This window comes from Streptomyces venezuelae, assembly GCF_008642335.1.
Classification (GTDB): Bacteria; Actinomycetota; Actinomycetes; order Streptomycetales; family Streptomycetaceae; genus Streptomyces; species Streptomyces venezuelae_F.
On the sequence record NZ_CP029191.1, the window covers coordinates 283,499 to 297,975 of the forward strand.

General features: G+C 71.6%; 13 protein-coding genes. 6 read left to right on the plus strand and 7 right to left on the minus strand.

Annotation, left to right across the window (positions count from 1 at the left end; genetic code table 11):
* Positions 1 to 115 precede the first annotated feature (115 nt).
* Entirely contained in the window at positions 116 to 1,111 is a 996-nt protein-coding gene (locus DEJ49_RS01285) for a DUF3048 domain-containing protein (RefSeq protein WP_150181954.1), read from the plus strand.
* Between the two features lie 112 nt (positions 1,112 to 1,223).
* On the opposite strand, the gene DEJ49_RS01290 is transcribed toward DEJ49_RS01285, so the two are convergent.
* Together DEJ49_RS01290 and DEJ49_RS01295 are read right to left on the minus strand one after the other, a co-directional pair.
* Positions 1,224 to 3,443 carry an MMPL family transporter gene (locus DEJ49_RS01290; protein ID WP_150181955.1) on the minus strand — a complete coding sequence of 740 codons (2,220 nt, stop codon included), beginning with the start codon at positions 3,441 to 3,443 and terminating at the stop codon, positions 1,224 to 1,226.
* Positions 3,444 to 3,850: 407 nt separating this feature from the next.
* Positions 3,851 to 5,287: a tetratricopeptide repeat protein gene (locus DEJ49_RS01295; RefSeq protein ID WP_150181956.1), complete on the minus strand. Its 1,437-nt coding sequence runs from the start codon at positions 5,285 to 5,287 to the stop codon at positions 3,851 to 3,853.
* A 252-nt stretch (positions 5,288 to 5,539) separates the two neighbouring features.
* Between DEJ49_RS01295 and DEJ49_RS01300 the strand changes: the two genes are divergently transcribed.
* Entirely contained in the window at positions 5,540 to 7,666 is a 2,127-nt protein-coding gene (locus tag DEJ49_RS01300) for a M6 family metalloprotease domain-containing protein (protein ID WP_150181957.1), read from the plus strand.
* Positions 7,667 to 7,724: 58 nt separating this feature from the next.
* Here the strand turns inward: DEJ49_RS01300 and DEJ49_RS01305 are convergent, their stop codons facing one another.
* Together DEJ49_RS01305 and DEJ49_RS35845 are read right to left on the minus strand one after the other, a co-directional pair.
* Positions 7,725 to 8,882, minus strand: coding sequence for an epoxide hydrolase family protein (locus DEJ49_RS01305; RefSeq protein WP_150181958.1), 1,158 nt, complete (start codon positions 8,880 to 8,882; stop codon positions 7,725 to 7,727).
* Positions 8,883 to 8,973: 91 nt separating this feature from the next.
* Positions 8,974 to 9,123: a hypothetical protein gene (locus tag DEJ49_RS35845; RefSeq protein ID WP_190329234.1), complete on the minus strand. Its 150-nt coding sequence runs from the start codon at positions 9,121 to 9,123 to the stop codon at positions 8,974 to 8,976.
* 146 nt (positions 9,124 to 9,269) lie between these two features.
* Here DEJ49_RS35845 and DEJ49_RS01310 point away from each other — a divergent pair, with 146 nt between their 5' ends.
* Positions 9,270 to 10,052 carry an arylamine N-acetyltransferase family protein gene (locus tag DEJ49_RS01310; RefSeq protein WP_150181959.1) on the plus strand — a complete coding sequence of 261 codons (783 nt, stop codon included), beginning with the start codon at positions 9,270 to 9,272 and terminating at the stop codon, positions 10,050 to 10,052.
* A 118-nt stretch (positions 10,053 to 10,170) separates the two neighbouring features.
* Positions 10,171 to 10,647: a VOC family protein gene (locus DEJ49_RS01315; RefSeq protein WP_150181960.1), complete on the plus strand. Its 477-nt coding sequence runs from the start codon at positions 10,171 to 10,173 to the stop codon at positions 10,645 to 10,647.
* Between the two features lie 2 nt (positions 10,648 to 10,649).
* Here DEJ49_RS01315 and DEJ49_RS01320 read toward each other — a convergent pair whose 3' ends face one another.
* On the minus strand, positions 10,650 to 11,399 hold the full coding sequence (locus DEJ49_RS01320; protein WP_150181961.1) for a class I SAM-dependent methyltransferase: 750 nt from the start codon (positions 11,397 to 11,399) through the stop codon (positions 10,650 to 10,652).
* Between the two features lie 151 nt (positions 11,400 to 11,550).
* Between DEJ49_RS01320 and DEJ49_RS01325 the strand changes: the two genes are divergently transcribed.
* Positions 11,551 to 12,393 carry a hypothetical protein gene (locus DEJ49_RS01325; protein ID WP_150181962.1) on the plus strand — a complete coding sequence of 281 codons (843 nt, stop codon included), beginning with the start codon at positions 11,551 to 11,553 and terminating at the stop codon, positions 12,391 to 12,393.
* Here DEJ49_RS01325 and DEJ49_RS01330 read toward each other — a convergent pair.
* Both DEJ49_RS01330 and DEJ49_RS01335 read right to left on the minus strand, forming a co-directional pair.
* Entirely contained in the window at positions 12,375 to 12,890 is a 516-nt protein-coding gene (locus tag DEJ49_RS01330; RefSeq protein ID WP_150181963.1) for a GNAT family N-acetyltransferase, read from the minus strand. The genes DEJ49_RS01325 and DEJ49_RS01330 overlap by 19 nt on opposite strands.
* 37 nt (positions 12,891 to 12,927) lie before the next feature.
* Positions 12,928 to 13,452, minus strand: coding sequence for an ArsR/SmtB family transcription factor (locus DEJ49_RS01335; protein WP_150181964.1), 525 nt, complete (start codon positions 13,450 to 13,452; stop codon positions 12,928 to 12,930).
* 58 nt (positions 13,453 to 13,510) lie between these two features.
* On the opposite strand from DEJ49_RS01335, the gene DEJ49_RS01340 reads away from it, so the two are divergent.
* A complete protein-coding gene (locus DEJ49_RS01340) occupies positions 13,511 to 14,476 on the plus strand; it encodes a S41 family peptidase (protein ID WP_150181965.1) in 966 nt (321 codons plus the stop codon).
* The last annotated feature ends 1 nt before the right edge of the window (position 14,477 follow it).

The window sequence follows — 14,477 nt, forward strand, 5'->3', positions numbered from 1 at the left end:
GCGGGCCGTGCCCCGGAAAGAGTGACGGGACCTCGGTGGATGGCCCAGGCGTGATTGGTCGTACCGGCGCGGGAGGTACATCTGCGGCTGCCGCCCCGCCACGAATGGAGACGCCTTGAAGGCAGCATCGAGAGTCCGGGCCACCCGTCGCATCCGCATCGGCGCGAAGGTGCTCGCGCTGGTCGCCACGGCCTCGCTCACCGTGGGAGCCCCCTCGTACGCGAGCGCCCCCTCCCCCGAGGACGCCCCGGCCCCTCGGATCACCTCGCCCTTCACCGGGCAGTCGGCACGGCAGAATCCGGTTCTCGCCGTGAAGTTCGACAACGCGCGCCGCGCCCGGCCGCACACCGGTCTCGACCGCGCCGACATCGTCTACGTGGAGAAGGTCGAGGGCGGCATGAGCCGCCTGATGGGCGTGTACTCCAGCAAACTCCCGAAGGCCGTCGGGCCGGTGCGCAGTGCGCGCGAGTCGGACATCGAGCTCCTGCGCCAGTTCGGGCGGCCCGCCCTCGCGTACTCCGGGGTGCGCAGCGCCCTGCAGAAGGTGCTGCGGAACTCTCCGCTGTACGCACGCTCGCACGGCAGGGTGCCCGGCGCGTACTTCCGCCACAGCGGGCGTCCCGCCCCGCACAACCTCTTCGTCCGCCCGAAGGCCCTGCTGCGTTCGGCGCCGCGGGCCGACCGCCCGACCGACATCGGCTTCCGCTTCGGCCCGGCCCCCGAGGGTGGTGCCCGTACGGCCGCGCGGACCGTCAGGTACGCCGCCGCGAGCCACACCTTCCGGTGGTCGCCGCGGCAGGGCCGCTGGCTCGCGTCGTTCGACGGGGCGCCGGCCCGCAGCACGTCGGGGCGGCAGTTGGGCGCCCGCACCATCGTGATCCAGCACGTGACCATGCGTCCGTCGCGCTTCAAGGACGTCAACGGCGCGGTGACGCCGTACATCGAGACGGTCGGCCGCGGCAAGGCGACGGTGCTGCGCGACGGCAAGCGGTACGCGACGCGCTGGGAGCGTCCCACGGCCGAGGGCGGCACCACGTTCACCCGGCCGAACGGCGAGCCGATGCCCTTCGCCCCCGGTCAGGTCTGGATGGTGTACGCGGACCGCCGCTGAGGGACCACGGCTGAGGAGCCATGTACGCCCCGGGAACGACCGAGCGGGCCGGTCGGGACTCCCCCGCTTGTGGGGTGTCCCGACCGGCCCGCTCAGCGAGTACCGCGGTGTGTCAGCGGCCGACGGGGGCCAGCTCCCGGTCCGTCTCGGCGTCGGGCGTCCCGGTGTCGCCGAGGTTCTTGTGGAGCTTCTCGCCCTCCACGTCGACGTTCGGCAGCACCTTGTCCAGCCAGCGCGGCAGCCACCAGGCGGACTTGCCGAGCAGCGCGAGGACGGCGGGCACGATCGCCATGCGGACGACGAAGGCGTCGAAGAGAACGGCGATGGCGAGACCGAAGCCCATCATCTTGATCATGTCGTCGTTCTCCATGATGAAGCCGGAGAAGACGCTGATCATGATGATCGCGGCCGCGGCCACGACCCGTCCGCCGTGGGTGAAGCCGGTCACGACCGACTCGCCGGGGCGCGCCCCGTGGACGTACGCCTCGCGCATCCGGGTCACGAGGAAGACCTCGTAGTCCATCGCCAGGCCGAAGACCACGCCGATCATGAAGATCGGCATCATGCTCATGATCGGACCCGGCTGGTCGACGCCCACGATGTCGGCGAGCCAGCCCCACTGGAAGACCGCGACCACGGCGCCGAGCGCGGCGGCCACCGAGAGCAGGAAGCCGAGCGCCGCCTTGAGCGGGACCAGGATGGAGCGGAACACCAGCATCAGGAGCAGGAAGGCGAGTCCGACGACCAGGCCGAGGTAGGGCAGGAGCGCGTCGTCGAGCGTCTGCGAGAAGTCGATGGTCATCGCGGTCTGGCCGGTGACCAGGATCTCGGAGCCGGTGTCGGCGCCGATGCCGTCTGCGGTCGAGCGGATCGACTTGACCAGTTCCTCGGTCTCGTGGTCGCTCGGTCCGGTCTCGGGGATGACGTTCAGGATCGCGGTGTCGCCGGCCTTGTTGGCCTGGGCGGGCGTCACGGCGGCGACGCCGTCGATCTTGGCGATCGAGTCGCCGACGGTCTTGGCGGCCCCCGCGACGTCGGCGTCCTTGCTGACCGTGATCATCAGCGGGCCGTTGAAGCCGGCGCCGAAGGACTGGGACAGCATGTCGTACGCCTTGCGCTGCGTGGAGTCCGGCGCGGACGAGCCCTCGTCGGGCAGACCGAGTTCCAGGCTCGCGGCGGGTACGGCCACGGCGCCGAGGCCGAGGACCGCGACCAGGAGCACGGAGAGCGGGTGACGCAGGACGAAGCGCGCCCAGCGGGTGCCGAGCTTCGGCTTGGCGTTCGGGTCGGACAGTTCGCTCGCGGACTTCTTGCGGTCCTTGCGGCGCAGCACCTTGCGGCCCGCGAAGCCGAGCAGCGCGGGGATCATGGTGAGCGCGATGAGGACGGCGATCACGACGGTGGCCGCGGCGGCCAGACCCATCTTGGTGAGGATCGGGATGTTGACGATCGCGAGGCCCGAGAGGGCGACGACCACGGTGAGGCCGGCGAACACGACGGCGGATCCGGCGGTTCCGGTGGCCCGGCCCGCGGCTTCCTCCGGTTCGCGGCCCTCGGCTATCTCCGCGCGGTAGCGGGAGACGATGAAGAGGGCGTAGTCGATGCCGACGGCGAGGCCGATCATCATCGCGAGCGTGGAGGTCGTGGCGGAGAGGTCGAGGACGCTGCCGAGCGCCGCGATGCCGGAGATGCCGATGCCGACGCCGATGATCGCGGTCAGGAGCGGCATGCCCGCGGCGACCAGCGAACCGAAGGTGAGGATCAGGACGACCGCGGAGATGGCGATGCCGATGAGTTCGGCGCTGCCGCCCATCTCCTGCTCGGCCATGACGGCGTCACCGCCGGTCTCGACCGTGAAGCCCGCGTCGCGGGTCTTGTCGGTCGCGTCGGTCAGCGCGTCCCGTGCCTTGTCGGTGAGCTCGGTGGCGGCGACCTTGTAGGTGACCGAGGCGTAGGCGGTGGTGCCGTCCTTGCTGACGGCGTTGGCCTTGTAGGGGTCGTCGACGCTCGACACCTGCGGGCCCTTGCCTATGGTGGCGACGAGCCGGTCGACCTCGCTCTTCTGCTGCCCCTCGGTGAGCTTCTCGCCCTTGGGGGCGCGGATCACGACGCGGGCGCTCGCTCCGTCGGCGCTGGCGTCGGGGAAGCGCTCCTCGAGACGGTCGAAAGCTTTCTGCGACTCCGTTCCCGGCATGGAGAAGGAGTCCTCGGGCGGGGCGGGAGCCGCCGAGGAGGCGAAGATGGCCCCCGCAAGGGCCACGACCCACAGCAGCGCCACGTAACGGCGCCGCCGGAAGGCGAGGCGGCCTAGTTTGTACAGGAACGTAGCCACGGCGAAGGGGACTCCCGTCGGGTTCGGCAGGCACGGACGACCCTCTGCCGGTGCGATCGCCGCACGTCAGGGGGTCCAGCAGGATTTCCCCTCAATCTTCACCGCGCTTTGACGTGAGCAAGTCCGCCTGCAAGCCGGACTATCGACCCACGGTCGCTGTACTGCGTCGGGCGGAGTGTCATCCCCTGGGAGGAGAGCGGATCTCCCTTTCTAGGCCACAGGGTGCAGTCACGTGTCAACGGTTTCTTCATCATTGGCGCGGAACATGCGACTCCCCTTACGTCGCGCCGCAGCTCGGTCCGTATACCTGCACCCCACACGCATCTGCGCCAGGAGGCGACGGATACGGCCGCTGGCCGGATCTCGCCGTTCCCGCCGCCCGCGCCTGCCCGAAGCCGCCCCGCGCGTCAGCGCTTGAGTGCCGCCGCGCCGTCGGCCGACTGCTCGTCCGCCCTGGCGCGGGCCACCGCGGCCCGCGCGTCGTCCCCCAGCGCGTCGGCGAGGCGGGCCTGGGCCAGCCAGTTGTACGGGCAGACCGGGCGCAGGTTGATGCGCTCGCTCAGGAGGGTGCGGGACAGGTCGTGGCGGCCGGCGCGCAGGGCGGCCTCCAGGAGCGTCTTGTGCACGGCGTCCCGTTGGGCGTGGCTCCCGCCGTACTCCGCCAGGCGGTGCCGCACGGGGAGCAGGAGCTCCACGGCCCGGTCGTAGTGGTGCTCCCCGTACGCGATCAGGGCACGGCACACGGGCAGCCCGATGTCCGCGGTCATGGCGTGGTTGGACACGCCGGAGCCGCTGCACGCGACGTACTGCTCTCGCGAGCGGACGATGCGTTCGGCGTCGCCGGTGCGGCCCGCGCCCACGTACGCCATCACGGCGTGCACGTCGTTGAAGGCGTAGTACGGGCCGTCGTGGCGGGCGGCCCAGGCGTCGGCGAGCGGCCCCCACCGGCCCCCCGTGTCCTGTCCGGCGAGCATCAGCCGCCACAGCAGGGCCGCGGCGTCCAGGAGCTCCATCGCCGCGCCCGTCGACTCCGCGTGGTGCAGGGCGGCGTCGTAGATCTCCAGGACGCGGGCGCTGTCGCCGGCCTCCAGGGCGTAGAGGCAGTAGTGCCACCAGTTGTGGACGTTGAGGTAGTTGCCGGTCGCCCAGTCCGCGGTGCGGGCGTCGAGCCAGCGGATGCCCTCGGCGAACCGGCCCTGCATCTCGTAGGTGTGGACCACGGCGTGGATGCCCCACACGTCGTTCGGCCGGCGTTCGACGGCTGCGAGGCCGGTCTCCCGCGCCTGCTCGTAGTGGCCCGACTCCTCGAGACCGAAGGCGTACATGCCGAGGACGGGGCCGTACTGCGGGTCCGACGCGTCCCAGGCGGACAGCGCGCCGCCGATGCGGTCGCGCAGGCGCCCCGCGTTGCCGGTGAAGAAGTCGATCTGGTGGCCGACGGCCAGCGCGAGCACGTCCCGCGGATACTCCACGGAGATCTCGCCGAGCACCCGGCCCGCCTGGTGCAGGTCGCCCCTGAGCCAGGAGGCGGCGGCGGCGACGTGCATCCGCTCGCGCGGTGTCATCTCACCCCGGTGCACATGCTCCTTGAAGCGTTCGAACGCGTTGCGGGCGTCGGCGGCCTCCTTCTCCTCCGTGCCGAGCAGGCCGAGGTGGGCGGCGAGGACGTGGCCCATGACCGAGCGGGGCGCGGCGGCGAGCAGTCGCTGTGACGTGTCGGCCACGTCTGCGCGGAAGAACAGCAGGTGTTCCAGCGCCTGTTCGTAGAGGGCGGCGCCCTCCGTGCCGGTGCGGGACATCGGGTGGCCGTGCCGGTCGGCCGCCCTGGTCGGCTCCTTGGCCATGGTCGGCTCCTTCCGCCGGGGGGACGCCGGGCAGGTCCGGTGAGCGGCCCGCCGGGTGAGGGAGCACCAATCCTGCCCGGCGTGCGGGCACTTGACGCCCCGCCGCCGACACGGATCCCGTCACGGGGCGCCCTGGAGGCACTCTGGCATCACCGCTTCGGGCGGCCTACCTTGGCAGCGGTTGACGCACCACTCGAACGGCTTGTCACGCACTTGTCCCTTTTCTTCCCGGCAAGAGGCACGAGGTGAGCCATGTTCCTCCGTCACAGACGTCCCAGACGCCCCGTACGCGGCCCCGCCACCACCATCCGTCCGCGCCGCCGCCCGGCCCGTCGCGCCACCGTCCTGATCGCCGTCCTCGTCGCCATGGCGACGGCCGCGGTCGGGACGGCCCGCGCGACGCCCGACGAGACCGGCCCCGCCGACCGCGGCCGGCCGTCCCTTGCGCGCCCCATCGACCCGCAGAACTGGCGCAATCCCGACGACATGACCTGGAGCGAGTACCGCTCCGTGCCCGGCACCGACTGGGCCAACCCCCGCATCGAGCCCACCGACCGGACGTTCAAGGGCGCCCTGGTCCTCCTCGACTACCCCGACGAGGAGTTCACCGTCAGCAAGCCGGCGGGCTCGACGGTGTTCGGCAACCCGCAGACCACCGCGTCCGGCATCCCGCGCGAGCGCCTTCCGCAGTTCTACGAGGACTTCCTCAACAAACCCGGCGCGCTCAACCGCGGCCACACCATCAACGAGTACTGGATGGAGGACTCCGGCGGCCGCGTCGGAGTCGACCTCAAGGCCTTCGGCGTATACCGGATGCCGTTCAAGTCGTTCCAGTACGGCATCGAGCCCGGCATGAACCCGGGCGCCTGCCCCACCGACAGCACATGCGGCAAGGACATCCGCGCCAACGGCAAGGCGGCCTGGATCGCGCAGGTCGGCGAGGCCGAGGCGGCGAAGTACGACTTCGTCTTCTATCTGACCGCGGGGCAGGACGAGTCCTCCACCTGGCAGGAGTTCGGCCAGATGAAGTTCGGCTCGGAGGGGCAGGTGCCTGCCGCGTGGGGCCCGCCGTCCCCGATCCTCTCCGGCGGCAACGCCGCCACGACCCGGTACGTGCCGTGGACGTCGTGGCAGGCGGCGGCCCGTATCTGGCCGAACGCCGTCACCGGCTCGTCCACCCAGGCCGAGAGCTCGGGCATGGGGGTGTATGCCCATGAGCTCAGCCACATACTGGGCATCGGCGACAACTACAACAACCCCTACGGCAAGCCCCTGAGCCGCGCCTACACCGGCATCTGGAGCATGCTGTCGCGCGGCTCGTTCAACGGGCCCGGCGGACCGCACACCCGCTGGAAGATCCCGGCCACCGAGGGCGGGTCGATGGGCTCGCAGCACATCCTGCGCGACAAGCTGAAGCTCGGCATCGTGGACGAGAAGAACGTGCTGCGCCTGGACCGCGACGCGCTGGACGAGTCCGGCATGGTCGTCGCGAAGGTCACCGCCCGGTCCGCGCCGCCCGGCGCGCGGGGGCTGTCCGGCATCAACATCGCCCTGTCACGCGACCTCTCCCCCGCCTGCGACCGCGCCACCGACCCGCTGTGCGACGGCGGCGGCTACGAGAACTACACGGTCGAGGTCGTGGACCGGATGGGCATGGACTCCTTCACGCCGGACAACGGCGTGCTGATCACCAAGACGAAGAACCAGGACCGCGCCCCGTTCGCCTGGGTGGTCGACGCGCACCCCGAGGACATCGACATGGTGGACTTCGTCCGCCCCGACGGCACCGAGCAGAAGATCACCATGGGTGACTACCGTCAGCTCAGCGACGCGCTCTTCCACGCCGGAACGGACTCCGGCAGTTCCTACGAGTACGTCGACCGCGCCAACCGTCTGCACTTCTACGTCACCGACATCCGGCGCGGCCGCTCGGGCGTCCTGTCGTACACGATCGCCGTGAAGTCGCTCGACGGCGCGGGCTCGCAGCGCCGCGGGACCGCTCTGCACCGCGGCGAGGCGTCGGGCAGCCCCGTGAAGAGCCGCGCGACGTGCACCTTCCCGCTGACCAACACGGGCCGCGCGCTCGCCGACCCGCCGGGCGAGCACCCGGAGGACGCCGCCCGCTACCTCGACTCGGACGTCTACCGGCTCTCCGCCGAGACCGCGGGCCGCGGCTGGTCCGCCTGGCTGCCCAACAAGCTGGCCACGGCACGGGCGGGCGCCACCGTCGACGTGGACGTCGCCGTCTCCGCGACGGCGAACGCCCACGCGAAGGGCAGGCTCACGCTGACCGCCCGCTCGGTCAGCGACCCGGGCAAGTCGGCCACGGCCACCTGCGCCCTCTCGAAGAAGGGCGGCGCGAAGAGCGACGGCCGCTGACGGAACCCCCGCGAGTTCTTCCGCCGTCAGCCCGGCAGCCTGTCAGTCCGGCAGTCCGTCAGTCCGCGGGGCGCAAGGGGCGGAAGAACTCGCGCAGTTCACGCGCGACCTGCTCGGGCTCCTCGTGCGCCATGAAGTGACCGCCGCGCTCCGGGGTGCTCCAGTGCCGCAGGTCGGTGAAGACGCGCTCGGCGAGGCTCTTCGGGTAGTGCGCGAAGGCCGGTTCGTGGCTGAGGGTGACGGCGCCGGGCACGGTGATGGACCGCACGGGCGTGTGGTGCCGTACGTAGTCGTAGTACTGCCGGAAGGACGAGCCGATGCTGCCGGTGGCCCAGTAGAGGGTGGCGACGGTCAGCAGGGTGTCCTTGTCCCACCGGGTCTCCAGGTCCCCGTCGCAGTCGCTCCAGTCGCGGTACTTGTCGATGATCCAGGCGAGCAGGCCCGCCGGGGAGTCCCGCAGGGCGGCGGCCAGCGTGTCGGGGCGGGTGCACATGATCTCGCTGTAGCCCTGGTCCTCGGCGTCGTACGCGTCCAGGTGGTCCAGGTAGGCCTGCTCCTCGGAGGTCGGCGGCCGCGCGTCGAAGTCCGCGGGGATCACCGCGGAGGTGATGTGCACGCCGACGACGTCGTCGGGGTAGCGGGCGCCGAGCCACTGGGTGACGCCGCCCCCGATGTCCCCGCCGAACGCGCCGAAGCGGCGGTAGCCGAGGGTGCGGGTCATCAGCTCGTGCCAGATCCCGGCCACGCCTCTGCGGGTGAACGGCCCCTCGGGCAGCCCGGAGTGGAGGAAGCCGGGCAGGGAGGGCACGACGACGTCGAACGCGTCGGCGGGGTCGCCGCCGTGGCCGCCCGGGTCGGCGAGCCGCCGCGCGAGGGGCAGCATCTCGACGTAGCTGCTAGGCCAGCCGTGGCTCAGGACCAGCGGCAGCGGCGCGGGCGCGCCCTCGGGCCGTACGCCGCGCAGGTGCACGAAGTGGACACGGCCGCCCGCGACGTCGGCGACGCGGTGCGGGAAGGTGTTGAGCGCGGCCTCGGCGGCGCGCCAGTCGAAGCCGTCCGCCCAGTAGGAGACGAGTTCGCTCAGGTAGTGGGGGTCGGTGCCCGCGGCCCAGTAGGTGGGGTCGGAGACCGCGGTGTAGAGGGTGCGGCGCAGGCGGGTGCGCAGGTCGTCGAGGACGTCGTCCGGGACGGAGACCTGGAAGGGCGTGGCATTCACGGTGGAGCGGTTCCTTTGCTCAGGAGGGTGCGACGCGACGTTCGGTCGCGGCGCAGTGGGCACTCCTGGCGGTGGCGTCCGGCGTGGGACGTCAGACGAGGCCGCGGACGCGGGCCGCGGGCAGGAGGGCCCGGACGGGGTGCTGCGTGCTGTGCCGCGCGGTCATCGGGCTCACCTCCATGCGTTCCACGTGTCTCGTGTCGCCGCGCGTCGGGTGCGGCGCGGGCGTCGTCGGGATCATACACACGTACGACCGTGCGATGCCGCTGAATTGGCGCGCCCCGGGCGAAAGTTGCCCTCGTACGGAAGTCCTAGGACCGACGGACGGCGCCGACGCGGTCCGGGGACCGTGGCCGGAACACCGCACCCCGCACCACACTGGTGCGCATGGACACCGAACAGATCGACGCCTACCTGCGCCGCATCGGCGCCGAGCGCCCCGCCGCCCCGACCTCGCGGGCTCTGCACGACCTGCATCTGGCGCATCTGCGCAGCGTTCCCTTCGAGAACCTTTCGATCCACCTCGGCCAGGACATCGAACTCACCGACAAGGCCCTGGTGAGCAAGGTCGTGGAGGCTCGCAGGGGCGGTTTCTGCTACGAGCTCAACGGCGCCTTCGCCGCACTCCTGGAGGCCCTCGGTTTCGACGTCGTGCTGCTGCAGGCCCGGGTGTACGACGACGCGGGAGAGCCCGGCATCCCCTTCGACCACCTCGCCCTGCGGGTGCGCACGGAGGACGGCGGCGACTGGCTCGCGGACGTCGGTTTCGGCGCCCACAGCGAGCTGCCGCTCGCCTACGCGGACCGCGGCGAGCAGGCCGACCCGGCGGGCATGTTCCGCATCGCGGAGACCCCGGACGGCGACCTCGACGTCCTCAAGGACGGCAAGCGGCAGTACGTGGTCGACCCGCGTCCCCGCGCACTGGCCGACTTCAAGGCCGGCACCTGGTACCACCGCACGTCGCCCGACTCGCACTTCACGCGGTCGCTCGTCTGCTCCCGCCTCACCGACAGCGGCCGCGTCACCCTGGGCGGGCGCACCCTGACGACGACCGCGGACGGCGAGCGCGACACCGTCGAACTGACCACGGAGGCGGAGGTGCTCGCCGCGTACGAGAGGCACTTCGGCATCGCGCTGGAGCGGGAGCCGCACGTACGGGGAGGCGCGTGACCGGTCCGAGGCGAGCAACCGGTTCACCGTGTGGCGATGAGTTCGGGGCGGTGCGACGGTCCACATAGGGAGAGACGACAGGCGGACAGGACCGCCGCGTACGCGACAGGAGAGCGTCATGCCCACGATCACGCCAAGCCTCTGGTTCGACCTGCAGGCCGAGGAGGCGGCGAACTTTTACGTCTCGGTCTTCCCCGACTCGGAGATCAAGAGCATCTCGTACTACGGCGAAGGCGCCCCGCGCCCGGCGGGCACCGTCCTGACCGTGGAGTTCGTCCTCGACGGCCAGCACTGCACGGCGCTCAACGGCGGGCCCCAGTTCAAGTTCAACGAGGCCGTGTCCTTCCAGATCTTCTGCGCCGACCAGGACGAGGTCGACCACTACTGGTACAAGCTGTCCGAGGGCGGCGAGGAAGGCCCCTGCGGGTGGCTGAAGGACAAGTACGGCCTGTCCTGGCAGGTCGTCCCGACCGTGCTCAACGAGCTCCTCACCGACCCGGACGCCGAGCGCGCCCAGCGGGCCATGCAGGCGATGCTCGGCATGAAGAAGCTGGACGTGGCGGCGCTGCGCGCGGCAGCCGACGGCACGCCGTAGCGCTATCGCTTCCGGGCCACGACAAGACGCCAGTGCGGACTCCCGTCCGGGCGGCGCCCGAAATCCTCCAGGGGCAGCAGGCGTACGTCGAATCCCGCGGCCGTGAGGTCCTCGCGGACCGGGCCGAGCGGGAAGGTCCGGTAGTACATGACGAACGGCGGGCGCCACAGGAGGTTCCGGGCGCGCATCACGGCGTCGAAGCCGAGCAGTGCCCAGTACCAGGGTGACGTGAAGGGCTGCGGGGCGCCGATCGGGAACGCGAAGAGTCCGCCGGGCCGCAGGGCCCGGTGGACGCCGGCGAACAGGGCGGGGCGTTCGGCGGGGAGGAAGTGGCCGAACGCTCCGAAGCTGACGGCCAGGTCGAAGCCGCCGTCGAAGGGTCCGGAGGACGGCAGGGCGCGGGCGTCCGCCCGGACCCAGTCGACCCCGGGGCCGCCCGGTCCTCCCGCGTCCCGCGGCACCGCTTCCGCCGCGGCGGCCAGCATGCCCCCGCTGAAGTCGACGCCGGTGACGCGCTCCCGGCACAGCTGCAGCAGCGTCTCGACGCCCGCACCGGTTCCGCAGCACACGTCGAGGCCCGCGTCGAAGGGGCCGAGGGGGCGCAGCGCGTCGGCCGTCGCCGCCAGGAATCGGCCAGGCGTGCGGAAGGGCGTGCGGTCGAACTTGGGGGCGAGCAGGTCGTACCCGTGCTCGGTGGACGACAACGCCTGAACGGCGAGCTCGCGCAGCGTGGGACCCTGGGAGGAGAACATCGTCTCCAGGGTAGTCAGCGGGGCGGTGGGCCGGGTCCGCGGCGGGGCGGTGCCGTGGCCGGATACCGCCACGAGGTCTATCGGGGGTGGCGAGGGTCCGGTAGGAGTGCACGTCTGCCCCAGACCCATTCCTCGCTCCCGGAGGTGCCCCATGGCCGCAGACCGGCACAGGACAAGCAACGCGTCGGGCAAGACCCGGTTCGACGACATCTACGACCAGCCGGACCCGCGCGCGTACTTCCGGACGCTGGCGCCCTTCGCGTACGAGATCCCGCAGCACGCCCAGGCGGTCTTCCGCCGCACCCGCGATCTGCGCGCCCGGGCGGGCGGCGGCGAGGGCCCGGTGACCGTTCTCGACCTGTGCTGCTCGTACGGCATCAACGCGGCACTGCTCAACCACGACCTGACGCTCGCCGACCTCTACGCGCACTACACGAGCGACGAGGCCGCCGCGCTCACGCCGCCCGAGATGGTCGAGCGCGACAAGGAGTTCTACGCCTCGCGGCGGCGCGCCGACGCCACCCCCGTCATCGGCCTGGACATGGCGGCGAACGCGACCCGCTACGCACTGGACGCGGGTCTGCTCGACGAGGCGTATGCCGAGAACCTGGAGCGGCATCCGCCCAGCTCCGGGCTGCGTGGCGCGATGGCACGCACCGGTCTGATCACGGTCACCGGAGGCATCGGCTACATCTCGCACCACACCTTCGACGCGCTGCTCGACTGTGCACGGATGCCGGTCTGGGTCAGCGCGTTCGTGTTGCGCACGGTGCCCTACGGGCGCATCGCCGAGACGCTCGCGGCGCACGGCCTCGACACCGTGACCGACACCTCGCGGACCTACACGCAGCGGCTCTTCACCAGTCCCGACGAGCAGCGCGACGCCGTGCGGCAGGTGCTCCTGGCGGGTGAGGATCCCGAGGGGTACGAGTCGGAGGGCCGCTATCACACGCGGCTGCACGAGTCGCGGCCGCGTCAGAGCGTCAAGGCGTAGCTGATGCCCTGACGCCCGTCGAGGCGGATGTTGCCGACCGGCGCGAACCCGGCCCGTGTGAGCACGGTCTGCGAGGCCGGGTTGTCGAGCGTCGTCGCGGCACGCAGTTCGGTGAGGCCGTACGCGGTGCCGGCGAGGCCGCACATCCGCCGGACGGCCCAGGTGGCCAGGCCCCGACCCGCGGCCTTCTCGGCGATCCGGTAGCCGAGCTCGGCGCCGCCGTCCGCCATGTCGATCAGGTTGACGCGTCCGAGGATCTCGCCGCCGTCGCCCACCAGGACGTGGAAGAAGCAGACCCCGGCGGCCTGTTCGGCCAGGCGGGCGCGGCACATCGCGTCGAAGTCGCGGAAGAAGGCGTCGCCGCGGTCGGGGACGGAGGCCGCGAAGTAGGCGCGGTTGGTCTCCTCGAAGGCGCGCAGCGCGGGCACGTGGTCGGCGCGGAGGAGCTGCAGGTCGGGGAGGTTCGCGGGGTCGGGCAGGCGCGCGGGATCGGGCATGGGAGAACTGTAATGACCTCTGTTCGGCGTGGACCGGTCAGCCCGGATCTTGCGGTTGCGCGTGCTCGTACAGCGCCACCAGCACGCCGTGCACCGGTTCTCCCTCCGCGTCCTCCTCGGCCTCGTCGACCAACCGGGCGAGGGTCTCGCCGAGTTGCCGCGCCTTGTCGGGGCTGAGGCGCACGTGGCGCAGGGACAGCGTCGTCCGCTCGGACCTGCCGAGCTCCTGGGCCACGGCCCCGAGCATCGCCGCCGTCCCCTCGGCCCGGGGTTCGGCGACGGCCATGCGCACGGCCATCCGCTGGTAGTACTGCTCGGTGCCGCCTCTGACCTTGCGGGTCTCGGCGACGTGGACGAGTCCTGCGGTGCGCAGCACCTTCAGATGGTGGGCCACGTTTCCCTTGCCCGTGCCGAGCTGGGCCGCCAACTGGCTGATGGTGGCGGGGCGGTGGCCGAGCAGGAAGAGCAGGCGCTGTCGCATGGGGTGGGCCAGCGCGGCGTGCTGTTCCGGTGACTCGATCGCGAGGTTCTGATGCGGTGGGGATTGCTGCGGCTCGGGCATGCATCAAGTGTCCAATCTTCTTGACGCTTTGGGAAGGGTGCTGCTCTACTCCTCTGCCATGACCACCACCGAGCACCACCTCGACGTCGCCCCCGTGATCGAGGCGACCAGTCAACTCCTTCTGGACCACTACGTGTTCCCGGACGTGGCCGAGCGGCTCGCCGCGCTCCTGAGACGTCACCTCGCCGACGGCACGTACGACGTCGCGGACGCCGCCGACCTGGCCCGTCTCGTCACCGCCGACCTCCAGTCCCTCAACGGCGACCTCCACCTGCGCCTCAAGCACCACGCCGGGCCCGTGCCCGCGAAGCAGGGCGCGGCCACCCTGGCGAGGATGCGCGAGAAGTTCGACCGCTCGCTGGGCGGCGCGCCCCGCGTGGAACTGCTCGACGGCCGCGTCGCGCTGCTCGAACTGGCCCCGGCCCTGTTCCCGCTGTCGTGGTCCGCCGAGCCACTGGGGGCCGCGCTCACCCTGGCCGCCCCCGCCGACGCCCTCATCCTCGACCTGCGCGGCAACACCGGCGGGGACCCGGACACGGTCGCCTTCGTCTGCGGTCACCTGCTGGACGAGCGCACCCACCTGAACTCCATGTACTGGCGCGACGGCGACCGTCTCGAACAGTCCTGGAGCCCGGCGCACGTCCCGGGCGTGCGCTTCGGCGGCAGCAAACCGCTCTACGTGCTGACGAGCGCGCAGACCTTCTCCGCGGCCGAGGAACTCTCGTACGACTTGCAGCAGTTGGGCCGTGCCGTCGTCGTCGGGGAGGCGACCAGCGGCGGTGCGCACCCGTGCGAGGGCTGGACCGTGCATCCGCACCTGGAGGCGACCATCCCGATGGGCCGGGCCGTCAACCCCGTCTCGGGCACCAACTGGGAAGGCACGGGCGTACGTCCCGACGTGCCCTGCGCCGCCGAGGACGCTCTCGACCGGGCGCGCGCACTGGCCGAGGCGAGGCTCGCCGACGCGCAGTCCGGCGAGCCCCACGACGCGACGGTCAACCCGACGCGTTCGCAGCCGAGTTGAC